Genomic DNA, 23,280 nt, shown 5'->3' with positions numbered 1-23,280 from the left:
TTGGCCGCGGTTCCGATCGAGATTGCCGGCCGGCCAGATCGCTTCACGGAATTCATTACCTCGAATGACCTCGACGATTTCTCGTCTCGCTCTCGCAGCCTTCGCTCTCTCCGCGTCAATCCTGTCCGCCCAGCCAGCGTTCGCCGCGGTTGCCTGCGGCTCGGGCAATTTCGATGCCTGGCTTGCGGACTTCAAGACCGACGCTGCGGCCAAGGGCATTTCACAGCAGGCCATTGCATCTGGTCTCGCCGGCGTGACACTCGATCAGAGCGTGCTCAACCGCGACCGCTCGCAAAAGGTCTTCGCCCAGACCTTCGAGGAATTTTCCGGCCGCATGGTGCCGCCGCGCCTGGAACGCGGCTCCAACAGGATGAAGCAGTACGGCTCGGTGCTGTCGCGCATCGAGCAGACCTATGGCGTTCCCGGCGAGGTCCTGGTCGCGATCTGGGGCCTGGAGACCGATTTCGGCGTCAACACCGGCAAGTTCGGCACGATCCGCTCACTCGCAACACTGGCCTATGATTGCCGGCGCGCGGAGCAGTTTCGCGCCGAGCTGCTGGACGCACTGCGCATCGTCCAGCGCGGCGATCTCGTGCCAGCCGAGATGAAGGGCGCCTGGGCAGGCGAGCTCGGCCAGACCCAGTTCATGCCGTCGTCCTGGATGAAATACGCCGTCGATTTCGACGGCAACGGCAAGCGCGACCTCCTGCACAACGCGCCCGACGTGCTCGCCTCCACCGCCAATTATCTTGCCGGCTATGGCTGGCAAAAGGGCAAGGATTGGCAGCCGGGCAGTCCGAATTTCGCGGTGCTGCAGCAGTGGAACAAGAGCGAGGTCTATTCCAAGACTGTCGCCTATTTCGCCACCCAGCTGGCGCGCGCCCCCTAAACACCCATCAACAAACGCGTAGGGGCCGATCGCCCGGCGACCGGCCCTCTCTTGTGCGTCTACCTACCCATCACTTGCCCATGGTGGCGTGCATCGCCTTGTTCAGATGCGCGCCGCATGCGCCCATTTTGCCGTTGAGCAGCGAATCCTGCGCAGCCGCGATCTCCTTCTGCGCCACAAACTTGCTGTCACCGTCGGCCATGTTCTCGATCGCGGTCTCCGTCTTCTCCAGATTGGCCGAGCTGCAACCGCCCGTGGCGTGCTTGGCGGCCTGGGCCGGCGCGACGGCGAACGCGACGGCGGCGATTGCGATAACCCCGAGTAACTTCGTCATGACGTTACCTTCCTTCTCTTGATCTTGGGACAGACCCGGCGACATTGCCGGAATCTGCAACATGACTTTCCTCCCGACGCGGCAACTTGCCGCAATAAATTCCCCGCGAGAATTGCGTGATGTTGCGCGCCACGCAGAGCCGCATGCGAAATTTCTGATTTTCATTACATCTCGGTAATCATCGCCACACGCTCGGGGTGTGTGCGCTGCGTTATCGTGGGTGCGAATGGGCCGTTCCGCTGCATTTCGTCGCCCAACCTGCTCCGGCAAAGCCCCTAGGACCATTACAAGAAGTGAATTTAAATTCAGATCGGCGAGGTTCGTTTCATGCGAATCACGCATGCCGGACTTGGGTATAGAAGCTGAGCGTCCGACTTGCCGGTGACAGGAACGCAACCTATTTCGGCTATGATCGAGATCAATCGACAGCCCTTAAACCCGTGATTACACGGGCGTTTGTGGCTAGATTCGATGCATACGGCCGAAGCCTTGGGCGAGGCTGGCGAGAGGTTAAGCGTCCCTTACCCACGGTATGCGTTACTCGCTTAGCTGCATCGCAACATCGGAACTTTCGCACTGCACCACTCTCACTTATATTCATTTCAACGATGCAGTCCGGGCAAGGGCTGAATCGAACTACAGGAGACTACCAATGCTGCTCTCGCTCATCCGCATGATCCAGGCCTTCCGGGACTATCAGCGCAATGTTGCCGAGCTGTCCCAGCTCAGCGATCGCGAACTGGCCGATATCGGCCTCGATCGCTCGGACATCCCGCGCGTTGCCGCCGGTCAGTATCAGGGCTGATATCGTTTCAGCCCTTCCACCGGAACGGACCGATAGCGCCCGCCTCGTGCGGGCGTTGTCGCATCTAGCGGCAGAAAACTCGATCTCGGCGATTCCACTCCCCGCCGAAAAGCGCTACCTGTCCGCCCCATGACAGGACCTCAATCCAACATCGTGCACGTGATCGGCGCCGGCCTTGCCGGCTCTGAAGCCGCCTGGCAGGTGGCCAAGGCCGGCGTGCCCGTGGTGCTGCACGAGATGCGGCCGACCCGCATGACCGAAGCGCACCGCACCGACGGGCTCGCAGAGCTCGTCTGCTCCAATTCGTTCCGCTCGGACGACGCCGCCAACAATGCCGTCGGCCTGCTGCATGCGGAGATGCGCCGGCTCGATTCCCTGGTCATGCGTGCAGCCGACGCCAACCAGGTGCCTGCTGGCGGCGCTCTCGCCGTCGACCGCGACGGCTTCTCCGCGGCCGTCACCAAGGCGCTGAACGACCATCCCCTGATCCAGATCGCCCGTGGCGAGGTCAAGGGCCTGCCGCCGGCCGATTGGAGCAACGTCATCGTTGCAACCGGTCCCCTCACCTCCGCTCCACTGGCCGATGCCATCCGCGAGCTGACCGACGAGAACGCGCTCGCCTTCTTCGACGCGATCGCGCCGATCGTGCACCGCGAATCCATCGACATGTCGGTGGCCTGGTTTCAGTCGCGCTATGACAAGGTCGGCCCCGGCGGCACCGGCGCGGACTACATCAACTGCCCGATGACCAAGGAGCAGTATGACGGCTTCGTCGCTGCGCTCATCGCCGGCGAGAAGACCGAGTTCAAGGAGTGGGAGACCAACACACCCTATTTCGACGGCTGTCTGCCGATCGAAGTGATGGCGGAGCGCGGCCCCGAGACTTTGCGCCACGGCCCGATGAAGCCGGTCGGCCTCACCAACCCGCACGATCCCACGACCAAAGCCTACGCGATCGTACAGCTGCGCCAGGACAACAAGCTCGGCACGCTCTACAACATCGTCGGCTTCCAGACGAAGCTGAAGTATGGCGAGCAGCAGCGCATCTTCCGCACCATTCCCGGGCTGGCGAAGGCCGAGTTCGCCCGCCTCGGCGGCCTGCATCGCAACACCTTCCTGAACTCGCCAAAGCTTCTCGACGGTCAGCTGCGCCTGCGCGCGCAGCCGCGGCTGCGCTTCGCCGGCCAGATGACGGGCTGCGAGGGCTATGTGGAATCGGCCAGCGTCGGCCTGATCGCCGGTCTCTATGCAGCCGCGGACGCGCGCGGCGAGACGCTTGTCAGCCCGCCTGGCACGACCGCGCTCGGATCGCTGCTCGGCCACATCACCGGCGGCCATATCGAGACCATCGAGCCCGGCACACGGTCGTTCCAGCCGATGAACATCAATTTCGGTCTATTCCCACCGCTTGCGACCGCGCCGACGAAGAAACCCGACGGCACGCGCATGCGCGGTAACGAGAAGACGGTGGCCAAGAAGCAGGCGATGAGCGCACTGGCACTCGCCGATCTCGATCGCTGGATCGCCGATCATTTGCGCATTGCCGCAGCCGCGTGAGTTTGCGATGAGCCTCCCCAAAGACGACGCCGCGACGCTCTCGGCGCGCTGGACCGAGGGCGTTCTGCTCAAGCGCGACGTGTTCTCGACCGTCGAGCGCGGGCGCTTCCGCGGCGAGAGCGGCGAGGTCGATGCCGTGCTGCGCCGGCTCGACGAGGTGCCGTGGTGGTCGTTTCTCCTGGCGCGCCATCTGTTCGCCCGCGAGAAGCACGCTCTGGCGCTCGCCAAAGGCCTCAACGTTGGTCCGGAGCTGCTGTGGGCCGGACGCCGTGCGCTGGTGCGCGGCTTCGTCGACGGCGTCGCTTTGCATCTGGCAAAGCCGCATGGCGACCTCGCCTATTTCCGCTCGGCCAAGGCGGCCCTGCGCCGGCTGCGCCGCGCCGGTATCTGCCACAACGATCTTGCCAAGGAACAGAACTGGCTGGTCGGCCGCGACGGCCTCGCCTATGTCACCGACTTCCAGCTCGCCGCCTGCTTTGCACGGCGCGGCCGGCTCTATCGCATCCTGGCCTATGAAGACCTCCGGCATCTGCTCAAACACAAGCGCTCCTACGCACCTGAGGCGCTGACGCCGCGCGAGCGAAAGATCCTTGCGAAGAAGTCATTCGCCGCCAGCCTGTGGCTTGTCACCGGCAAGAAGGTCTACCGCGCGATCACGCGCGGCCTGTTCAACTTCACCGATCGCGAGGGCGGCGGCCGCAGGCTCGTGAATGACGCGCCGGTGCTGACCGAGCTGATCCGCAAAAACCCGGCCGTGCGCGACACCGCCATCGTGGCTTTCGCGGACCGCCGCTCCGGCGTCGGGCTCTATGCCTTCGTCGAAGCCGACCAGGCCACGCTCGAAGGCCAGTTGCGGAACGAGCTTGCGGCCGCAAAGGGGCCGAAACCGCCGGAGCACATCCAGGTGGTGCACGCGCTGCCGCGCGACGCCGGCGGCAAGCCGCGCACCGAGATCCTGCAACTGGTTGCCATGAACCAGCTCGACCTGATCGAGCCGATGATGAAGAACGACCAGGACCGCGCCTTCCTCAAGGACATCCTGGAACAGCGAAAAAATCTGCGCGACCGCTTCAACTTCGAGGCGGATCTGCCAACTCACTGACGGCCCGCCTCGCCTTGAAGCGTCCACATTGGCGATAGAGAAGCGGTCGGACAAGGCAGGCGCGGCGGAGTCATGGGCGCTCGGGGGACGATGATGCATCATCTGGTGGGCGGCCTGATTGCCGGCCTTCTGCTGCTGGCGGCCGCGCCCGCAATGGCCGAGACCCCGGCCGAGCTGATCTCCAGCTTCCGCCTCAAGCACGGTGAAGTTCGCGTCGTCCGCGATTCCACCCTCGACCGCATCGCCATGGACCAGGCCCGCGCGATGGCGGCGAAAGATGACCTCAGTCACGACGCGCTCGGCCCCTTCAACCGCCGCGTCGCGCCCGCCGGCGCGGGCCGCGCCGCAGAGAACATCGCCTACGGCTACGACAATTTCGAGAAGACCCTGGGACAGTGGATCGACTCGTCCGGGCACCGCAAGAACCTGTTGCTGCACAACGCCTCCCGCGTCGGCATCGCCAGCGCCAGGAATGCCAGCGGCAAGCGCACCTATTGGGCCATGGTGATCGCCGGCGATTATGAGCCGAAGGGCAAGGGCAAGAAGAACAAGGACAAGGAGCCCCTAATTGCCGTGAAGCGGGAAGCTGCGCCTGCGAGCAAGCCCAAATCGAGCAACTGCCACGTCAAGCTGCTCGGGCTCTGCATCTGAGATCCAGCCGACGTCCCTGGCCCGACGTCTTGCTCGGCCCCTTCGGCGCGTCTAATTCATGCATGAGGGATCGCGAGAAGTGGAGGCGTTGGTGATCGACATCGACCAAATTCGGTCTGACACACCGGCCGCCAGTCGGCTCGCGTATCTCCACAATGCGGGGGCGGCGCTCATGCCGACTTCCGTTGTCGCGGCGATGAAGCAGCATATCGATCTGGAAAGCGAGATCGGAGGCTATGCGGCCGCGGATCGCGAGACCGACCGGCTCGAAGCGGTCTACGGCTCGGTGGCGCGTCTGCTGAATGCCGCACCCGACGAGATCGCGCTCGTGGAGAACGCGACGGTCGCCTGGCAGATGGCGTTCTACGCGCTTGCGTTTCGCAAGGGTGACCGCATCCTGACTGCTGAGGCGGAATACGCGGCCAATTATGTCGCGTTCTTACAGGTCTCCAAGAGGACCGGCGCGACGATCGACGTCGTGCCGAGCGATGCCAGCGGCGAGCTCGACGTCGACGCGCTCGAGCGCATGATCGATGAGCGCGTAAAGCTCATCGCGATCACCTGGGTCCCGACCAATGGCGGACTGGTCAATCCGGCGGCAGCGGTCGGCAGGATCGCGCGGGCACGCGGCATTCCCTATCTGCTCGACGCCTGCCAGGCGGTCGGCCAGATGACGGTCGACGTCGAAGCCATCGGCTGTGACATGCTGTCGGCCACGGGTCGCAAATTCCTGCGCGGCCCGCGCGGCACCGGCTTTCTCTACGTTCGCCGCGCGCTGCTGCAACGGCTCGAGCCGCCGATGATCGATCACTTCGCCGCGCCCTGGGTCTCGCGCGATGAATATCGGCTTCGCGACGATGCACGCCGCTTCGAGACCTGGGAGAACAATTACGCGGCCCGGCTGGGCCTCGGCGCCGCCGTCGACTACGCCCTGGAGATCGGCATCGCTCCGATCGAACAACGCTGCCGAATGCTTGCCGGCCGTCTTCGCAACGGCCTCGCGGCCCTTCCCGGCATCACCATTCGCGACCTCGGACGCGCGCCGGGTGCCATCGTCAGCTTCACGCTGGACGGGCACGAGGCGGACGCCGTTGTCGCCAGTGCCGCTGCAGCAGGCATCACCATCGGCGCTTCAGATCCGTCGAGCACGCGCATCGATGCCGAACTTCGCGCCTTGCCGCATGTCGTGCGGGCATCGCCGCATTATTACAACACGGAAGCCGAGATCGATCGGCTGATCGCTCATCTGGCGGATCTGGCGGCACGGTAACAAAAGGCCGGCGCGGCCGGGCCTTGAAGTCGGTCCACAGTCGCGCCGTCTGGGCTTCAAGCTCTTGTCGTCAGCGCCGAGAGCTGGTCGGTATCGAAGCGGGCGCGTAGCTCGCTGATGGCCTTCGCATCCGGGCGACCGCTTGCTGTCAGCTTCGCCAGCTCCTCGAAGTAATGCTCGTGTCCCGGCGGGGATACGGTCATGAGCACACGCGCGGGCTTCTCGCTCGCGTTGGTGATGTTGTGGGGAACACCGGGAGGAATGAAGAGGAAGGTTCCTGGGGTTGCCCGGACAATCTCATCCCCGACGAACCATTCACACTCGCCTTCGAGCATGTAGAAGGTCTCCTCCTGGACACGATGAACGTGCCGGCCGGTGGCGAATCCTGCCGGAATTGTCCAGTCGAACATGCTCGTGTGCCTGGTGTCCTCGCCCGTCACCAGGAAGGCCATTGGTTGGCCGCGCAGCGTGACCCCCTCGGTCTCGCCGGGCCTGCGGATGACGTGTTTCGCGGTCATGTACACCTCCATCGCTGTTGCAGCGTTCCTCACGGCTCGCGCGATGGTGGTCCCGTCCAGCCGGAAAGTCGCGAAGCCGTTCGGAAAACGTTGCAAAAAACCTGCGAAATGTGGCCTTCTTCGGCGATGGCCACGATCCTTGAATTTGGTCCCTTTCGGCTCGATGGCGATGCGGGGATCCTGTTCCACGGTGCTGAGCCGACCGCTCTCGGACAGCGCGCAGTGCTGCTGCTGGCGCTCCTCGTCCGGCAGGCTGGTGTGCCGGTTTCAAAGGAGGCCTTGATCGAGGCGGCCTGGCCCGCCCAGGCCGTCGAGGACAGCAACCTGACCGTCCAGATCGCGGCGGTGCGGCGCACGCTGGCGGACATCTCCGGCGAGGCGCGTTGGATCGAAACGCTGCCGCGCCGTGGCTATCGCTATGTCGGTCCGACCGTGACGAAGTCCGATCCGGATCCCGCACGAGCAACACCGCAAGCGCCGTTGCTGTCACTGCCCGACAGGCCGTCGATCGCAGTGCTACCTTTCACGAACTTGAGCGGCGACGAGGAGCAGGACTATTTTGCCGACGGGATGGTCGACGACATCATCACCGGCCTCTCGCGCATCAACTGGCTGTTCGTGATCGCGCGGAATTCCACGTTCGCGTACAAGGGCCGCGCGGTGGACGTGAAGCAGGTCGGCCGCGAACTTGGCGTACGCTACGTGCTGGAAGGCAGTGTCCGCAAGACCGGCACGCTGGTCCGCATCACCGGTCAGTTGATCGATGCGTCGACTGGCATGCACGTATGGGCCGAGCGATTTGACCGCCGGTCCGAAGACGTCTTCGCCCTCCAGGACGACATCGCATCGTCGACCGTCGGTGCGATCGCACCCAGCCTGCGGCGCGCCGAGATCAACAGGGTCAGGCGCAAGCGGCCGGACAGCCTGGATGCCTATGATCTCGTCCTGCGCGCCCAGCCGGACGTTGATTCCGGCATGCCAGCCCAGGTCACCCAGGCGCTCGTGCTGCTCGAACGTGCGATCGCGCTCGAGCCTGCGTATGCGCTTGCGCACGGCAATGCAGCGATGTGCCATCATTGCCTGTTTCTTCGAGCCGGTTTGCAGGAGGCCAATCGCGAGGCCTCGATCCGCCACGCGCGCTCGGCCATCGCCCATGGCCAGGATGATGCGCTTGCTCTCACGCTCGCAGGCTTTTCGATCGGCATGGACGGGCACGATCGCCCCGCAGCCTTCATCGCGTTCGAGGCCGCGCTCGCCATCAGCCCATCATCGGCGCTGACCTACATCCTCGGCAGCGTCATGCTCGGCTGGGGCGGAGATGCTGACCGCGCTATCGAATGGAGCGAACGAGGCCTGCGGCTCAGCCCGTTCGATCCATGGGCTTTCGCCGCTTTCGACGCCCAGGCTCTCGGGCACTTCCATCACGGCCGATATGAGGATGCGTGCCGCGCCGCTTACCGCTCGGTTCAAGCCAATCCTCGCCACAGCATCACCCATGTGCAATTGGCCGCGGCGCTGGCAAAGCTTGGACGATTGCAGGAGGCGAAGGCGGCGGCCGCGCGGGTGCTGGAGCTGCACCCGACGTTCCGCTATGGCCGTCAATTTCAGGGCGTCAACTGCGCGCCAGCGCTTGCTTCCTCGCTCGGCGACGCCCTCCGCATCGCAGGCCTTCCGGAGTAGCGCTCGGCTCGGCCTGGCGTCTTCAACGTGCCCTAGGTGCAGCGCGCGCTCAGTCCGGACGCACTGAGCTTCGCCATCACCTCGTCGAGATGGGCGCTGTCGCGGGTCTCGATGACGAGTTGCAGGAGTGTGGCCTTGGCCGGCAGGTCGGAGAAGGTCCGCTGGTGCGAAACCTCGATGATGTTGGCGCCGGCCTCGGCCAAAAGGGCCGCGACGGCGGCCAATTGCCCGGGTCTGTCTGGAATGTCGAGTGAGAGCTGGGTCAGCCGCCCCTCGCGCGCCAGCTCGCGCGTGAGGACGGATGCGATCAGCCGCGTGTCGATATTGCCGCCGCTCAGGACGAGACCGACTTTCTGGCCGGCAAAGCGTGACGGATCGGACATCAGCGCGGCAAGGCCGGCGGCGCCGGCGCCCTCGACGACCGTCTTCTCGATCGAGATCAGGGTTGCGACCGCGCGCTCGAGCTCGGCCTCGTTGACGAGCGCAATGTCGTCGACGAGGCGTCGGACGATTTCGGTCGTGATCTTGCCGGGCGATTTCACCGCGATGCCTTCGGCGAGCGTGTCGCCCCGCGCCGGCAGATTGCCGTCATGGATGGCGTTGTACATCGAGGGATAGAGCCAGGCCTCGACGCCCAGAATTCGCAGCGACGGCTTGATCGATTTCGCCGCGATGCCGATGCCGCTGATCAGGCCGCCGCCGCCGATCGGCACGACCAGCGTGTCGAGCTCCGGCACGGCCCTCATCATCTCCAGGCCGACCGTGCCCTGCCCCGCGATCACCAGCGGATCGTCGTAGGGGTGGACGAAGATCATGCTTTTGGCTTCGCCGTGGCTTCGCGCGAACGCGGCCGCCTCCTCCAGCGTCGCGCCTGTGACGACCACTTCAGCGCCGTGATGCCTGGTGTTCTCGACCTTCACCATGGGCGTGCCGACCGGCATGACGATGGTGGCGGGAATGCCGAGCCGCTTGGCGTGATAGGCGACGCCCTGCGCGTGGTTACCCGCCGACATCGCGATCACGCCCCGCGCGCGCTCCTCCGGCGCCAGCGCGGTGAGGCGGTTGAGCGCGCCGCGCTCCTTGAACGAGGAGGTGAACTGGAGGTTCTCGAATTTGAGCCAGATCTCGCAGCCGCAGATACTGCTCAGCGTGCGGCTGTAGCTGCAGGGCGTCTCGACGACGGCGCCCCTGATCGTCTCGGCTGCGGCAGCAATGTCGCTTGGGGCGACCGGCAGACCGCTGAGATCAAAGGGCGGGATTGGGGACAAGTCAGCCATAGGACAGCATAGGGCATTTGGCCGGCTCAGGCGATAAGCCAGCCGCTATTTGGTAAACTCGCGCGACCGCGAAGCCCGCCACAGCGTCCACAGCGTGCGCAGCCGGGACGATGGCCTCGGCGTGAAGGGATTGCGCCCGGGTTGCGACAGCAGCTTGAGGTCGGCCCGCACCTGTCCAATCGGCAGAAATGCTGCCCGCGCCGCTGCCGGCACCTCCGGCAGCAACGACAGGGCCGTAGCCAGATGCTGCCTCGCTTCGCCCGCGAGCTGCTCCAGCACGGAACGCAAATTCGGCGTCTCCTTGCCGGCGAACACATCTTCCATGTTGCAACCGTGGCTCGTCAGCAGCTGCTGCGGCAGGAACAGCTGCCGGTGCGCGGCATCGCGCGGCAGATTTGCAATGACCTGGACGATGCCCTGCGCCAGCCCGGCATGACGGGCGAGATGCTCGGTGGCGTCCGAGGGCGGCGCCAGGATCTGCGCCGCCAGAGCGAACAGCGCCGATGAGGTCGCGGCCAGATAGCCTTCCAGCGCCGCCATGGTCGGCATCGGGTCGTTGTAGAGGTCGAACTGGTGCTCGTCGACGAGCAGCGACAGCGGCTCGACCGGCAGGTCGAAATCGCGGATCGCGCGCAGCAGCTCCGCCGCCACCGGATTGCCCTCGGCGCTGCCATGGACGTGGCCGGAGAGCATGTCGGTCCACCATTGAAAGCGGATTTCGCCGGGCAAGGGCTGGCTCACCTGATCGCGGACGCGGACGATCTCGACATTGAAGGCATAGAGCGCCAGCAGCGCTCGGCGCTCGGCGGCGGGCGCGAACAGCGTCGCGACGTAGAGCGGAAAGTCATGGCTGCGCACGAGATCGGCGCAGAAGGTGACGGAATCGGGCGGCGGCGCGGCGCTGCTCATGTGCTGTTCATGGCACCGCGATCAGCGCAGCGGCAACCCGCCGCCGTTCGCCGATCATGATGTTGTAGGTGCGCACCGCAGGGCCGGTCTGCATCGTATCCAGCACCACCCTCACCGCCTTGAGCGCCTGCCGCAGCGCCGGCGGCGGCAGCCAGACGCCGGTTCCGGTGCCGATCAGGAGCGTGTCGATGCTGTTGGCGGCCGTGAAGACCCGGTCCAGCGAATAGCGGTCGATCTTCTGGGGATCCGTCACGTCCCAGGCCCAGATCGCGTCGGGCAGGCACAGCAGCGAGCCCCGATGCGACATGCCGGCGAAGGCGAAGCCGCCCTTGCCATAGGCCTCGATCGGCGCCGAGCGCGGGAAATGCGGTGCATTGGGATCGCCGGCCATGAGCTCTGTCCGAATGGGCTTACTGCCCTCGCAAACGCCTGCGAGGGCATGCGGTTCGGATCATGCCTTGCTTTTCTTCGCCGGTGGTGCCGTATCGGGCGCATCCTCGCGATGCTCGCCGACGCCGAGATAGATCAGGATCGGCGCCGCGATGAAGATCGAGGTGTAGGTGCCGACCAGCACCACGCCGAACATCATCACCGCGGTGAAGCTGTGAATCGCGTGCCCGCCGAACAGGAGCAGCGCCAGCAGCGCCAGCGTCACCGTGAAGTGGGTGATGATCGAGCGCGACAGCGTCGAGTTGATGGACTCGTTGAGCAGCTGCGGCATCGGCATCTTCTTGTAGCGCCGCAGCATTTCGCGGATTCGGTCGTAGATGACGACGGTGTCGTTGAGCGAATAGCCGAGAATGGTCAGCAGCGCGGCGATACTGGTCAGGTCGAAATCGACCTGGCTGATCGACATGAAGCCGATCGTGAGCACGATGTCGTGCACGTTGGCGATCATGGCCCCTAACGCGAACTGCCATTCGAACCGGAACCAGAGATAGATCAGGATCGAGACGATCGCGAGCATCAGACCGAGCATGCCGAAGGCCAGCAGCTCGCCGGAGACGCGCGGGCCGACCACTTCGACGCGGCGATACTCGACGGAATCGCCGAGCGCGGAACGAACCTTCTGCACCGCCTCCTGCTGCGCGGCATCGCCGCCCGGCTGCTCTGCGACGCGGATCAGGACGTTCGCGGCATCGCCGAACTGCTGCAACTGCACTTCGCCGAGACGCAATCCATCCAGCGTCGTGCGCATCGCGGCGATGTCGGCGGCGCCCGACTTCGCCCTGACCTCCAGCAGCGTGCCGCCGCGGAAGTCGATGCCGAAATTCAGGCCATGGGTGAAGAACAACGTGATCGCGACGATCGACAGCGCCGCCGAGATCGGGAAGCTGATGCGGCGGAAGCGCGTGAAATCGAAATGCGTTTCGTCAGGGACGATACGCAGCGACGGCAGCAGGCCGAGCGCGGCAACCACGGTGAGGACGGCAATGAGGACGCCGAGCCCGATGAGAACGGTGTGAGTCACGATCAGGCTCCTAGATCGGCACGCTCTGCGGCCGCTTCCACCGCACCCACCAGGCGACGATCAGCCGCGTCAGCGTGAAGGCGGTGAACACCGTGGTGATGATGCCGATGCCGAGCGTCACGGCAAAGCCGCGCACCGGGCCGGTGCCGATGTAGAACAGCACCGCGGCGGCAATGAAGGTTGTGATGTTGGAATCGAGGATAGTCGCGAGCGCCCGCTTGAAGCCGGCGTCGATCGCCGAGATCGCGTTGCGACCGCCGCGCAGCTCTTCGCGGATACGCTCATAGATCAGCACGTTGGAGTCCACGGCGATGCCGACGGTGAGCACGATGCCGGCGATGCCGGGCAGCGTCAGCGTGGCGTTGAGCAGCGACAGCAGGCCGAAGATCATGGCGACGTTGATGGCCACGGCGATGTTCGCGAACACCCCGAACAGCCGATAGGTCAGCAGCATGAAGATGATGACGAGGATGGAGCCGACATAGGCCGCGAGTTCGCCCTTCTCGATCGAGTCCTGGCCGAGGCCCGGACCGACGGTGCGCTCCTCGACCACCGTCAGCGGCGCCGGCAATGCGCCGGCGCGCAGCAGGATCGCCAGATCGTTGGCCGATTGCACGGTGAAGCTGCCGGAGATCTGGCCCTGGCCGCCGGTGATGGGCTCGCGGATGACGGGCGCCGAGATCACCTTGTTATCCAGAACGATCGCGAACGGCAGGCCCACGTTCTCCTGCGTGGCCTGCGAGAACTTGCGCGCACCCGAGGTGTTGAACTTGAAGCTGACGACCGGCTCGCCCGTGCGCTGGTCGAAGCTCGCCTGGGCGTCGGTCAGATCGCCACCGGCGACCAGCACCTGCTTCTTGACCACATAGGGCGTGGGCGGCGGCGATGCGCTCATCAGGAGTTCGGATTCCGGCGGCAACCTGCCCGCTTGCGCCTGATCCGGCGGCACGGAGGTGTCGACCATGCGGAATTCCATCTTCGCAGTCTTGCCCAGCAGTTCCTTCAGGCGGGTCGGGTCCTGAAGTCCGGGGACCTGCACCAGGATGCGGTCATTGCCCTGGCGCTGGATCACGGGCTCGACGGTGCCGAGCTCGTTGACGCGGCGTTCGACGATCTGGATCGACTGCTCGATGGTCTTGCGCAGGCGATCGAGCATCGCGGCCTGCGGGACGCTCAGGCGGATCACCCCGCCGCCGGCATCGGTCACCTCAAGGTCGCGCTGACCGCTGGATCCCATCAGGCCGCCCAGCGGCTGAGACAGCTCGCGCAGCTTGGCGAGCGCCGCCTGAGCGTCGGATTCCTTGGTGATGCGAACCTCGACCGCGTCGTTGCGCACGGTGACGCCGCCGGTGAAGCCGATCTTGGCATCGCGCAGCGTGCGGCGAACGTCGTCACGGACCTGGTCGAGCCGTTCCTTCTTCACGTAGTTGGAATCGACCTCGAGCAGCAGGTAGGAGCCACCCTGGAGGTCAAGGCCGAGCACGAGCCGGCGCTGCGCCCAGGCGGGCCAGGTCTTGACCTGGGCCTCGGGGAAGAAGTTCGGGACCGCGCAGAGGCACACGATCAGCGCCGTCAGGATGATCCCGAGCGCCTTCCACCGCGTGAAATACAACATCGACTGGACCTGTCAGATCAGGAGACTTGAGATGCTCGCGGACGCGCTCACTTCGAGGCGGCGTCGTCCTTGGCGGCTTCCTTGCTATCCTTGGATTCCTTCGCCGGCTCGCCCTTGGCGCGCACGCCCGAGATCATCTGGCGCATCTGCCGCACGCGGACGCCGTCGGAAATCTCGAACTCGATCTGGTCGTCGTCGACGACCTTGGTGACCTTGCCGACGAGGCCGCCCGAGGTCACGACGGTGTCGCCGCGGCGGATATTCTTCACGAGGTCGGCATGATCACGGACCTTCTTCTGCTGCGGACGCAGAATCAGGAAGTACATGATCACGAAGATCAGGGCGAACGGCAGCAGCGACATCAACATGCTGTTGGTGTCGCCGGCGCCCGCGGCCTGGGCATACGCAGGGGTAATCAGCATTCGGACGATCCTCGTGAGAACGGGGGAAAGCCGGTCAGGCCCTCAAAGGCGACCGGTTCGGTCAAATTCGCGCGGACTATAGCGGCCATTGCCCCAATTGCAACGCTGCCAGACTGCCCTTTTGACCCACCTTGCGGCGCGCCGTCAGGCCCGATAAGGCTGCGTTCTCAGGAACTTCGGACATGCCCAAAAACCTTAGCAAAAGCCCGGCCGGCAAAGGCCCCCGCACCCCTGCCCGCAAGCCCGCCCCCGTCGCGGCAAAACGCCCCAAGGCGGCCGTCAAGGCAGCCCCAGACCTCTCCCAGGAGCGCATCGTCCGCGCGCTGGAGACCATTGCGGCGCACCTGTCCGCCCAGGGCAAGCCGGCCCTCGAACGCGAGTCGTTCAAGCAGGCCGATGCCTATGTCTGGCACCCCGACGGCCGCCTCGCAGCCGTGCCGCGGGTCAGCCGCGTCGAGCTGTTCCTGCTCAAGGGCGTCGACCGGATGCGCGACATCCTGATGGAGAACACCGAGCGCTTCGCCAATGGCCTGCCCGCCAACAATGCCCTGCTCTGGGGCGCGCGCGGTATGGGCAAGTCGTCGCTGGTGAAGGCGGCGCACGCCAGCATCAACGCGGAGCGCAAGCCGGCGGACAGGGTGAAGCTGATCGAGATCCACCGCGAGGACATCGAAACGCTGCCGACGCTGATGGAGAAGCTCCGGGACGCCAGCTTCCACTTCATCGTGTTCATCGACGACCTCTCCTTCGACGGCAATGACGCGTCCTACAAATCGCTGAAGGCCGTGCTCGAAGGCGGCATCGAGGGCCGGCCCGAGAATGTCATCCTCTACGCCACCTCCAACCGCCGCCATCTGCTGGCGCGCGACATGATCGAGAACGAGCGCTCGACCGCGATCAATCCCGGCGAAGCCGTCGAAGAGAAGGTCTCGCTGTCAGATCGCTTCGGCCTGTGGCTCGGCTTCCACCGCTGCAGCCAGGACGAATACCTCGCCATGGTGCGCGGCTATTGCAGCCATTTCGGCATTGAGGTCGACGATGAGGCGCTGGAGCGCGAGGCGCTGGAATGGTCGACCACCCGCGGCTCCCGCTCGGGCCGCGTCGCCTGGCAGTTCGTGCAGGAGCTGGCGGGCCGGCTGGGCGTGAAGCTGACGGCGAAGTAAGGCTAGCTATAGCCCCGCCCACAACTGTCATTCCCCGCCTTGTGCGCAATTGCGCACTGGAGCGGGGAATCCAGTACGCTGCGGCTTTTCGGCTCAACAATGACTGTCTCTGAAATACTGGGTCGCCCGGCCAGGCCGGGCGACGACAGCTTCAATGCGGAGGCAATTTAGGCCTTACGCCCCGTTCAGGAATTGAAGCGGGTCAACCGGGCTCGATCCCTTGCGGATCTCGAAGTGGAGCTGCGGCGACGCCACCTCCCCGGATTGACCCGACTTGGCAATGACCTGACCGCGCTTGATGGTATCGCCGCGCTTCACCATCAGCTCACTCGCATGGGCATATGCGGTGACGTAGCCGTTGGAGTGCCGAACCAGGACCAGATTGCCGTAACCTTTCAGCTCATTGCCGGAATAGGCGACGACGCCGTCTTCGGCCGCCTTGACCGGCGTCCCCTCGGGCACCGCGAGATTGATGCCGTCATTGGACTTGCCGTTGGTCTTGGCGCCGTAGGTGGTGACCACCTTGCCGCGCACCGGCCAGCGGAAGGTCGGCAGCGCGCTGGTGGTCTCCGCGGCTTTCGCCGGAGCCTCGGCGGGCTTCTCTTCGACATTGGTCGTGGCCTGAGCCAGCCGAGCACTCTGCACCGGTGCGGCGACAGCCGCCATCTTGGTGGCGGGCGCAGGAGCGGCAGCAACCGGCTGGAGCGTCCCGACAACCGGAGCAGCCCCGACGGGAGCCGCCGCAACCGGCGCCGCGAGGGCAGCGGTCTTGGCACCGGGCACGGTCAGCCTGGTGCCGAGCTTGAGCTTGGCCGACGGATCGAGGCCGTTGGCACGGGCGAGCTCAGCCGACGATATATGGTTCTTGCGGGCAATGCTGGCGAGCGTGTCGCCGTGATTGACGAAGTGGGTGCTCGGCGGCGCAGCCAACGCCGCAACCGGCTTGGCTGCAGGCGCCATCGCGGGAGCCGCCGCGACGGGAGCCAACGCGGGCGCAGGTGCAGCGGCGGTGGCCGGATGCGGGATGATCAGCTGCTGGCCGGGCGAGAGCGAGCGCGGCCCCTTGTAGCCGTTGGCCGCGAGGATCGCCTGCGGCGTGACACGATAACGCTTGGCGAGCACGTCGAGCGTATCGCTGGTGCCGACGATGATCTTGGTCCCTCCGGCCGGCTGAGCCGCGGCAACGGAACGCGGCGGCACGGTGGCCGTGGTTTCCAGATGCGGCTGCGCCGGGGGCGCGTAGGAGCTGACGCCGCGCCCGCCTCCGGACACGCCACCACCACCCGTGACGGGATAGGATTGCGGTGCGGACACCGCCGGCGGCGGCAAGGGCTGCGACTGATAATAGCCCGGCTGCGTCTGCGGCCGCGAATATTGCGGCAGCTCGCGCTGCTGCGGCGGCGGCGGGGCCGGCTGCACCGAACCGGTCTGGTCAGAGGAGAAGGGGTTGGAGAAGTTCGACTGGGACAGCCGCGACGACATGTCGGCGCTGCACCCTGCGAAGCTGAAGGAGATCAGCGCCAGCACCGCGACCTGCGGTACGCGGCGCGAGTAAAGCAACTCGGCGACGACGGACATGGTTACTCACTCGTACGCAACAGAACTGGTGTTTTAAGTAAACACGCGCCGAGTAAATAACGGCTTAACCCTCCCAATAAGATGTTGGCCGCGCAGCCGATCCGGAAATCTACAGCTCCCGCGCCACCCCGGGCAGTGCCGGCACGAAGCGGACCTCGACGAGTTCCTTGCGCTCGATCCCAGCTTCGGTGCGGGTCAGGCGGACCAGCGTCTGCACGCCCTGATGCGGGCCGACCGGCGCGATCAGGATGCCGCCGACCTCGAGCCGCTCGACCAAATTGTCCGGAAGCCGCTCCACTGCGGCGGTGACGATGATGCGGTCGAACGGGCCGATATTGGGCGGCAGATTGAGCCCGTCGCCGAGCATCACCTCGACATTGTGACAGTCGAGCTTTTCGAGCCGGGCGCGCGCCGTATCGGCAAGCTTGCGATAGCGTTCGACGGTCAGGACCTGGCCGGCGAGCCGCGACAGCACGGCGGCCTGATAGCCGGAACCTGCCCCGATCTCGAGCACGCGGTGCCGCTTCTGAAGCTGGAGCTGCTCGGTCATGTAGGCCACGACGAAGGGCTGGCTGATGGTCTGCCCGCAGGCGATCGGCAGCGCGCTGTCACGATAAGCGCCCTCGCGATCGGCCTCGTCGACGAAAAGCTCGCGCGGCACCTCCTCCATGGTTCGCAGCACCGCCTGATCGCTGATGCCCCGACGCCTCAGCGAGAGCTGAAACATCATCTTTTCCGGCGGATGCTGATCGGGGGTCATTGCCTGCTTGTGCTGTCGTGCCGGGTCCGGTGGACGTTAAGCCCGGGCGCAGGAATCGTGTTCCTGCTCAGGAACCCATGATAACCTTCGCCTGGAGCATTTGACCACAAATTGGCTTGCCATGGGCGAGCCGCGATGACCATTTTCAGGTATCCGTTCGTCGAAACGCGCATTGCGTCAATTCGTGTTATCTGCGAACGTTTTTGGCAATGGGCAAGGGACTCAACTATGACCGCGACAGGGCTTTCCGGCCGCTCTGTATTCCTCGTCGAGGACGAGGTGATGATCAGGATGATGGTCGCGGACATGCTCGAGGAGCTTGGCTACAAGGTCGCAGCTGAGGCGGGCGACATCACCGAGGCCATGCGGCTCGCCCAGGCGACCGAGTTCGACATCGCCATTCTCGACGTCAACGTCAACGGCAAGGTGATCTCGCCGGTCGCCGACGTGATCAAGGCGAAAGGCTGCCCGTTCATCTTCGCCACCGGCTACGGCTCCTCCGGCCTGCCCGAGCAGTACCGCGACCGGCCGGCGCTCCAGAAGCCGTTCCAGCTCGACGCGCTCGGCAAGACCATCGAAGCCGCGCTTCGCGGCGGCTAAAGCATGATCCGGAAAAGTGCGCAGCGGTTTTCCGAAAAGATCATGCTTAAACGACAACCTAAAGCGCGATGACGATTCATCCTGATCGCATCGCGCTTTAAGCGTTACTTCAGCGTCGCGCTGAGCTCTTCCGAAAACGCTTCGTTGGTGCGGTCGAGCCTGAGCGGGGTGACCGAGACATAGCGCTCGCGAAGCGCCGCCAGATCAGTGCCGTCCGCCGGCGTATCCATCATCGCGGCGCGCTCGAAGCCGATCCAGAAATAGGGATTGCCGCGGCCGTCCTGGCGCTCGTCGATCCTGAGGAAACCGAGATTGCGCTTGCCCTGGCGCGTGACGCGGATGCCCAGCACATCCTCCGGCGCGCAGGACGGGAAATTGACGTTGATGACCGTGTCCTTCGGAATGCCCGCGGCAATCACCTTGCGCAGGATGTCGGGCCCGAACTTGCGCGCGGTGTCCCATGGCGGGCGCTCGCGGGTCTCGACGCTGAACTCCTGCGACAGCGCGAATGACGGCAACCCCAGGATGGTGCCTTCCAGCGCGCCGGCGATGGTGCCGGAATAGACCACGTCCTCGGCGACGTTGCGGCCCTTGTTGACCCCGGACAGCACGACGTCAGGCAGCTTGGCACCGAGGATATGGCGCGCGCCCATGATGACGCAGTCGGTCGGCGTGCCGCGCACGGCAAAGTGCCGCGGCCCGACTTCGCGCAAGCGCAAGGGATCGTTCAGCGACAGCGAGTGCGACACGCCGGACTGGTCGAGCTCGGGCGCCACCACCCAGACGTCGTCGGACAGCGCGCGCGCGATCTCCTCCACGACCTTGAGGCCGGGGGCGTGGATGCCGTCGTCATTGGTGCAGAGAATGCGCATGCGGAGGTTCGATTCCAAAAAAGCGGGGTCCAAGCCGTCTTATCCGGCTCCGGCCGATCAGGCAAACCGACCGCTTGGGGTTCGGCGGCAGGTTCCGGCTTAATCCTGTTACCGGCGGATTCGCCATTGCGGAAGGAAGCGCGCCAGCCGACCCTCCGCACGCAGACTCATCGCGGGTACCGCCGGACTGGCGACGGCAGCCTCGATCACGCCGAGCGCCTCCAATTGCGCAACGAACGCGTCCGGCTCCGGTTCTCGCGGAAAGCGTTCGCGGGCCACCGTCAGCGCGCTGTCGAAGTCGGCAGCGTTTACACCGGGCTTGGCCCGCCGGCTCTGCACGAGATCGTCGTCCCAGAGCCGCGCGATCGCGATGTCGAGCACGCCGCGCAGGCGCTGATCGACGGCCTGGATCCCGGCCCCCGTCACCGCCCATTGTCGGCCGACCCAGAAGATGTCGCGGTGCAAGGCCATGAACGGTGGGTTCGCGTTGCGGGGGCCGGCAGGATAGCCGGCCGCCCGATCTTCGCAACCGATCGTTTCCAGCATTTCAGACGGGCAGCGCGATTCTTGTCTTGACGCGTTCTCTTGACGCGAACCGGTATCCACTTCGCTCGAAAACGCTTTAGTCGCGCCCGATCACCTTCACGCCGCCCATATAGGGCTGAAGCACGTCGGGGACTGCGATCGAGCCGTCCTCCTGCTGATAGGTCTCCATCACGGCGATCAGTGCGCGGCCGAGCGCGGTGCCGGAGCCGTTCAGCGTGTGGACGAAACGCGGCTTGCCGTCGGGACCGCGCGAGCGCGCATCCATGCGTCGTGCCTGGAAGTCGCCGCAGACCGAGCAGCTCGAGATCTCGCGGAATGCCCCGCCCTCGCCCTGCCCCGGCATCCAGACCTCGATGTCATAGGTTTTTTGCGACGAGAAACCCATGTCTCCTGCGCAAAGCGTCATCACGCGATAATGCAGCCCGAGCCGCTGCAGCACCTGCTCGGCGCAGGACAGCATGCGCTCCAGCTCGTCCTTGCTCACCTCCGGCGTCGTAATCGAGACCAGCTCGACCTTGGTGAACTGGTGCTGGCGGATCATGCCGCGCGTGTCACGTCCGGCCGCGCCGGCCTCGGCACGAAAGCACGGCGTCAGCGCGGTGAGCCGCATCGGCAACTGCTTCTCGTCGAGGATGGATTCGCGCGCGAGGTTGGTCAGCGACACCTCAGCGGTCGGAATGAGGCCGAGGCGCTCTGTCCTCAGCCGCTCCTGGTCGGGCGAGGCAAGGAGCTCGCCCTTGATCGCCCAGAACTGATCATCCTCGAACTTCGGCAATTGTCCGGTGCCGAACATGATCTCGTTGCGCACCAGCAGCGGCGGATTGATCTCGGTATAGCCGTGCTCGTCGACATGCAGATTCAGCATGAACTGGCCGAGCGCGCGTTCGAGCCGCGCCAGTCCCTTCTTCAGCACGACGAAACGGGCGCCGGAGAGCTTTGCCGCCGCCTCGAAATCCATGTCACCGAGCGCGGTGCCGAGATCGTCATGCAGCTTCGGCGCAAAGCCGTAGTTGCGCTTGTTGCCGAACACGTGGTGCTGCACGTTGCCGTGCTCGTCGACACCATCGGGCACGTCGTCGAACGGAATGTTCGGGATCGCGGACAGCTCTTTGGTCAGCTCCTCATCGGCGGCTTTCGCGGCGGCCTCGAGCTGCGGCATCGTGGTCTTGAGCTCGGCGACCTCGGCCATCAGCTTGGCCGCGCGCGCCTCGTCCTTCGCCTTCTTGGCATCGCCGATTTCCTTGGAGGCCGCGTTGCGCCGAGCCTGCGCCTGCTCGGAGGCCAGGATCGCCGCGCGCCGCGTCTCGTCGATCGCGAGCAGCGAGGCCGACAACGGCTTCAGGCCGCGCCGGGCGAGGCCGGCGTCGAAGGCTTGCGGATTGTCGCGGATCGATTTGATGTCGTGCATGGCTGTCTTCCCGTCATGGCCGGGTTAATCCCGGCCATCCACGTATCTGCCGCCTTAGATCAAGTCGTGGATGCCCGGGTCAAGCCCGGGTATGACGAATCATGGGCTGAATGGCGCTATGATAGAGCGAAAGCGCCCTACTCCGCCGGATTGGCCGGCGTCGACACGTCGGTGCCGGTGGTCGCCTGCGAGGCTGCCGCCGCCCTCTTCTCCACCATCCCCACCGCGATGATCGAACCCTCGTAGAGCAAGAGCAAGGGAAGCGCGAGCGAGCACTGGCTGAGCACGTCCGGCGGGGTCAGCACCGCCGCGATGACGAAGGCGATGACGATGAAATAGCGGCGCTTCTCGCGCAGCATCTTCGAGGTCACGATGCCGATCCGCCCGAGCAGCGTCAGGATCACCGGAAGCTGGAAGGCGATGCCGAAGGCGAAGATCAGCGACATCATCAGCGACAGATATTCGCCGACCTTGGGCAAAAGCTGGATTTGCGCGGTCTCGTCGCTGCCGGCCTGCTGCATGCCGAGCGAGAAGCGGACCAGCATCGGCAGCACGACAAAATAGACCAGCGCCGCGCCGAGCACGAAGAAAAACGGGGTCGCGACCAGGTACGGCAGGAAGGCCTGCTTCTCGTGCTTGTACAGCCCGGGCGCGACGAATTTGTAGATCTGCGTCGCCACGATCGGAAACGAGATGAAGCCGGCGCCGAACAAAGCGAGCTTGAGCTGGGTGATGAAATATTCCAGCAGCGCCGTGTAGATGAACTTGGAATTCTCCGGACCCGCGACCCATACGAACGGCCAGACCAGCACGTTGTAGATCTGCTTGGCGAAGAAGAAGCAGAAGATGAAGGCCACGCCAAAGCCGAGCAGCGCCTTGATCAGCCGCGAGCGCAGCTCGATCAGGTGGTCCATCAGCGGGGCTTTGCTGGCCTCGATATCGGCGTCGCTCATGACGCTTTGGCGTCCTTGATCGCTTCGGATGGCGCGGTGTCCTGCGCAACCTGCGCCTGCTCGACCTCACGGGTGATGGCGAGCGGCTCGTTCGCAGCCGCATGCGCCTCGGCTTCCATGAAGGTCGCGGGCGTCGGCGCTTCCGGAGTGGTAGGAGTGACAGGCGCTTCAATTGAAGTCGCCGGTGGTTCGACAGCCGTCGTGGTCGGCGTCTCGGCGGGCTTGTCCAGCGCGTCGACGCGGAGCGCGTCGCTGACGTCCTTCTGGAGCGAGGACAGCGGATTGAAGCCGGTCGCGGCTTCCTTGACCTCGTCGAAGCTCTTCTTGAGGTCGGCCATTTCGGCCTCGCGCATCGCTTCCTGGAACTGGCCCTGGAATTCGGCGGCCATCTTGCGGGCCTTGCCCATCCACTGTCCGACCATGCGCAGCACGCCCGGCAGCTCTTTCGGGCCGATGGCGATCAAGGCCACGACCCCGATCAGGACCAGTTCACTCCACCCGATGTCGAACATGAGGTCTTCCGTTCACGCGAAGCCGCAGCCGACCCAATCCCTTGCGCGCAGGATCGGGCCGCACCCCGCGTCTCGCGTGCTCTTTGGCTCAGACGGCCTTGCTGCCGACGTCGGACCGCGCCGCGGTCGGCGCATTGTTGTGCTCGATGGACTTGGCCGGCTCGGGCTTCTCGGCGGGCTTGTCGTCGTCCTGCATGCCCTTCTTGAACGCCTTGATGCCCTGCGCCACGTCGCCCATCAGATCCGAAATCTTGCCGCGGCCGAACAGCAGCAGGACCACTGCGATCACCAGGATCCAGTGCCAAATGCTGAGTGAACCCATCCTGCAACCCTCCAAACGCGCATGGCCGGGGACCCGGCCGATCTTCACTGAAACCTAGGCTTGGCG

General features: G+C 65.1%; 25 protein-coding genes. 9 read left to right on the top strand and 16 right to left on the bottom strand.

Translation table 11 applies throughout. The features are described 5' to 3' along the window. The first annotated feature begins 64 nt into the window (after nucleotides 1–64). The gene (locus tag XI04_RS17685; protein WP_028144488.1) at nucleotides 65–889 is read left to right on the top strand and encodes a lytic murein transglycosylase; all 825 of its coding nucleotides are present in this window, start codon (nucleotides 65–67) and stop codon (nucleotides 887–889) included. 70 nt (nucleotides 890–959) lie between these two features. On the opposite strand, the gene XI04_RS17680 is transcribed toward XI04_RS17685, so the two are convergent. Then, complete coding sequence (locus XI04_RS17680) at nucleotides 960–1,286, bottom strand: hypothetical protein (protein ID WP_038949145.1); 327 nt, start codon at nucleotides 1,284–1,286, stop codon at nucleotides 960–962. A 589-nt stretch (nucleotides 1,287–1,875) separates the two neighbouring features. On the opposite strand from XI04_RS17680, the gene XI04_RS17675 reads away from it, so the two are divergent. The 5 genes from XI04_RS17675 to XI04_RS17655 all read left to right on the top strand — a co-directional run bounded on the left by XI04_RS17675 (nucleotide 1,876) and on the right by XI04_RS17655 (nucleotide 6,608). Further along, a complete protein-coding gene (locus tag XI04_RS17675; RefSeq protein WP_007590701.1) occupies nucleotides 1,876–2,028 on the top strand; it encodes a DUF1127 domain-containing protein in 153 nt (50 codons plus the stop codon). Between the two features lie 129 nt (nucleotides 2,029–2,157). After that, nucleotides 2,158–3,585, top strand: coding sequence for a methylenetetrahydrofolate--tRNA-(uracil(54)-C(5))-methyltransferase (FADH(2)-oxidizing) TrmFO (trmFO, locus tag XI04_RS17670; protein ID WP_271609459.1), 1,428 nt, complete (start codon nucleotides 2,158–2,160; stop codon nucleotides 3,583–3,585). A gap of 7 nt (nucleotides 3,586–3,592) precedes the next feature. Beyond that, complete coding sequence (locus tag XI04_RS17665; protein WP_038973380.1) at nucleotides 3,593–4,687, top strand: serine/threonine protein kinase; 1,095 nt, start codon at nucleotides 3,593–3,595, stop codon at nucleotides 4,685–4,687. A 93-nt stretch (nucleotides 4,688–4,780) separates the two neighbouring features. Further along, a complete protein-coding gene (locus tag XI04_RS17660) occupies nucleotides 4,781–5,338 on the top strand; it encodes a CAP domain-containing protein (protein ID WP_028144484.1) in 558 nt (185 codons plus the stop codon). A gap of 91 nt (nucleotides 5,339–5,429) precedes the next feature. After that, on the top strand, nucleotides 5,430–6,608 hold the full coding sequence (locus tag XI04_RS17655) for an aminotransferase class V-fold PLP-dependent enzyme (protein ID WP_271609460.1): 1,179 nt from the start codon (nucleotides 5,430–5,432) through the stop codon (nucleotides 6,606–6,608). 56 nt (nucleotides 6,609–6,664) lie between these two features. On the opposite strand, the gene XI04_RS17650 is transcribed toward XI04_RS17655, so the two are convergent. Further along, the gene (locus XI04_RS17650) at nucleotides 6,665–7,126 is read right to left on the bottom strand and encodes a cupin domain-containing protein (protein WP_038949151.1); all 462 of its coding nucleotides are present in this window, start codon (nucleotides 7,124–7,126) and stop codon (nucleotides 6,665–6,667) included. A 126-nt stretch (nucleotides 7,127–7,252) separates the two neighbouring features. On the opposite strand from XI04_RS17650, the gene XI04_RS17645 reads away from it, so the two are divergent. Beyond that, on the top strand, nucleotides 7,253–8,806 hold the full coding sequence (locus XI04_RS17645; protein ID WP_271611072.1) for a winged helix-turn-helix domain-containing protein: 1,554 nt from the start codon (nucleotides 7,253–7,255) through the stop codon (nucleotides 8,804–8,806). A gap of 32 nt (nucleotides 8,807–8,838) precedes the next feature. Here XI04_RS17645 and XI04_RS17640 read toward each other — a convergent pair whose 3' ends face one another. The 6 genes from XI04_RS17640 to yajC are packed head-to-tail and all read right to left on the bottom strand — an operon-like array spanning nucleotide 8,839 to nucleotide 14,500. Further along, nucleotides 8,839–10,083 (bottom strand): threonine ammonia-lyase, encoded by a 1,245-nt coding sequence (locus XI04_RS17640; protein WP_038949153.1) that lies wholly within the window; start codon nucleotides 10,081–10,083, stop codon nucleotides 8,839–8,841. 45 nt (nucleotides 10,084–10,128) lie between these two features. Continuing rightward, a complete protein-coding gene (locus XI04_RS17635; RefSeq protein WP_271609463.1) occupies nucleotides 10,129–10,992 on the bottom strand; it encodes a phytoene/squalene synthase family protein in 864 nt (287 codons plus the stop codon). A 7-nt stretch (nucleotides 10,993–10,999) separates the two neighbouring features. After that, nucleotides 11,000–11,383, bottom strand: a complete 384-nt coding sequence (locus XI04_RS17630) for an Mth938-like domain-containing protein (protein ID WP_028144478.1) — start codon at nucleotides 11,381–11,383, stop codon at nucleotides 11,000–11,002. Between the two features lie 60 nt (nucleotides 11,384–11,443). Further along, nucleotides 11,444–12,463 carry a protein translocase subunit SecF gene (gene secF, locus XI04_RS17625; protein WP_028144477.1) on the bottom strand — a complete coding sequence of 340 codons (1,020 nt, stop codon included), beginning with the start codon at nucleotides 12,461–12,463 and terminating at the stop codon, nucleotides 11,444–11,446. 10 nt (nucleotides 12,464–12,473) lie between these two features. After that, nucleotides 12,474–14,078, bottom strand: coding sequence for a protein translocase subunit SecD (secD, locus tag XI04_RS17620; RefSeq protein ID WP_028144476.1), 1,605 nt, complete (start codon nucleotides 14,076–14,078; stop codon nucleotides 12,474–12,476). A 47-nt stretch (nucleotides 14,079–14,125) separates the two neighbouring features. Next, the gene (gene yajC, locus XI04_RS17615) at nucleotides 14,126–14,500 is read right to left on the bottom strand and encodes a preprotein translocase subunit YajC (RefSeq protein ID WP_014495068.1); all 375 of its coding nucleotides are present in this window, start codon (nucleotides 14,498–14,500) and stop codon (nucleotides 14,126–14,128) included. Between the two features lie 182 nt (nucleotides 14,501–14,682). Here yajC and XI04_RS17610 point away from each other — a divergent pair, with 182 nt between their 5' ends. Continuing rightward, the gene (locus XI04_RS17610) at nucleotides 14,683–15,663 is read left to right on the top strand and encodes an ATP-binding protein (RefSeq protein ID WP_038949155.1); all 981 of its coding nucleotides are present in this window, start codon (nucleotides 14,683–14,685) and stop codon (nucleotides 15,661–15,663) included. 174 nt (nucleotides 15,664–15,837) lie between these two features. Here the strand turns inward: XI04_RS17610 and XI04_RS17605 are convergent, their stop codons facing one another. Then, nucleotides 15,838–17,241: a LysM peptidoglycan-binding domain-containing M23 family metallopeptidase gene (locus tag XI04_RS17605; protein ID WP_038949156.1), complete on the bottom strand. Its 1,404-nt coding sequence runs from the start codon at nucleotides 17,239–17,241 to the stop codon at nucleotides 15,838–15,840. A gap of 109 nt (nucleotides 17,242–17,350) precedes the next feature. Beyond that, nucleotides 17,351–18,001, bottom strand: a complete 651-nt coding sequence (locus tag XI04_RS17600; protein ID WP_038949157.1) for a protein-L-isoaspartate(D-aspartate) O-methyltransferase — start codon at nucleotides 17,999–18,001, stop codon at nucleotides 17,351–17,353. A 228-nt stretch (nucleotides 18,002–18,229) separates the two neighbouring features. On the opposite strand from XI04_RS17600, the gene XI04_RS17595 reads away from it, so the two are divergent. Beyond that, entirely contained in the window at nucleotides 18,230–18,601 is a 372-nt protein-coding gene (locus XI04_RS17595; protein WP_008547195.1) for a response regulator, read from the top strand. A gap of 104 nt (nucleotides 18,602–18,705) precedes the next feature. Here the strand turns inward: XI04_RS17595 and surE are convergent, their stop codons facing one another. From surE to XI04_RS17565, 6 genes are all read right to left on the bottom strand, one after another. Then, nucleotides 18,706–19,473: a 5'/3'-nucleotidase SurE gene (gene surE, locus XI04_RS17590; RefSeq protein WP_018317879.1), complete on the bottom strand. Its 768-nt coding sequence runs from the start codon at nucleotides 19,471–19,473 to the stop codon at nucleotides 18,706–18,708. Nucleotides 19,474–19,581: 108 nt separating this feature from the next. Further along, nucleotides 19,582–19,944: a hypothetical protein gene (locus tag XI04_RS17585; protein WP_271609470.1), complete on the bottom strand. Its 363-nt coding sequence runs from the start codon at nucleotides 19,942–19,944 to the stop codon at nucleotides 19,582–19,584. A gap of 151 nt (nucleotides 19,945–20,095) precedes the next feature. After that, a complete protein-coding gene (gene serS / locus XI04_RS17580; RefSeq protein WP_097668672.1) occupies nucleotides 20,096–21,427 on the bottom strand; it encodes a serine--tRNA ligase in 1,332 nt (443 codons plus the stop codon). 137 nt (nucleotides 21,428–21,564) lie between these two features. Next, complete coding sequence (gene tatC / locus XI04_RS17575; RefSeq protein ID WP_028145379.1) at nucleotides 21,565–22,380, bottom strand: twin-arginine translocase subunit TatC; 816 nt, start codon at nucleotides 22,378–22,380, stop codon at nucleotides 21,565–21,567. Further along, nucleotides 22,377–22,892, bottom strand: coding sequence for a Sec-independent protein translocase protein TatB (gene tatB, locus XI04_RS17570; protein WP_028145380.1), 516 nt, complete (start codon nucleotides 22,890–22,892; stop codon nucleotides 22,377–22,379). Before tatB ends, tatC begins: the two co-directional genes overlap by 4 nt. Nucleotides 22,893–22,980: 88 nt before the next feature. Further along, nucleotides 22,981–23,214: a twin-arginine translocase TatA/TatE family subunit gene (locus tag XI04_RS17565; RefSeq protein ID WP_028145381.1), complete on the bottom strand. Its 234-nt coding sequence runs from the start codon at nucleotides 23,212–23,214 to the stop codon at nucleotides 22,981–22,983. Between the last annotated feature and the right edge of the window lie 66 nt (nucleotides 23,215–23,280).

The sequence above is a fragment of the Bradyrhizobium sp. CCBAU 11430 genome (assembly GCF_028128855.1).
GTDB classification, from domain to species: domain Bacteria; phylum Pseudomonadota; class Alphaproteobacteria; order Rhizobiales; family Xanthobacteraceae; genus Bradyrhizobium; species Bradyrhizobium ottawaense.
Note: the sequence above shows the minus strand (reverse complement) of the source record. Positions and strands in the feature narration are given on the sequence as shown.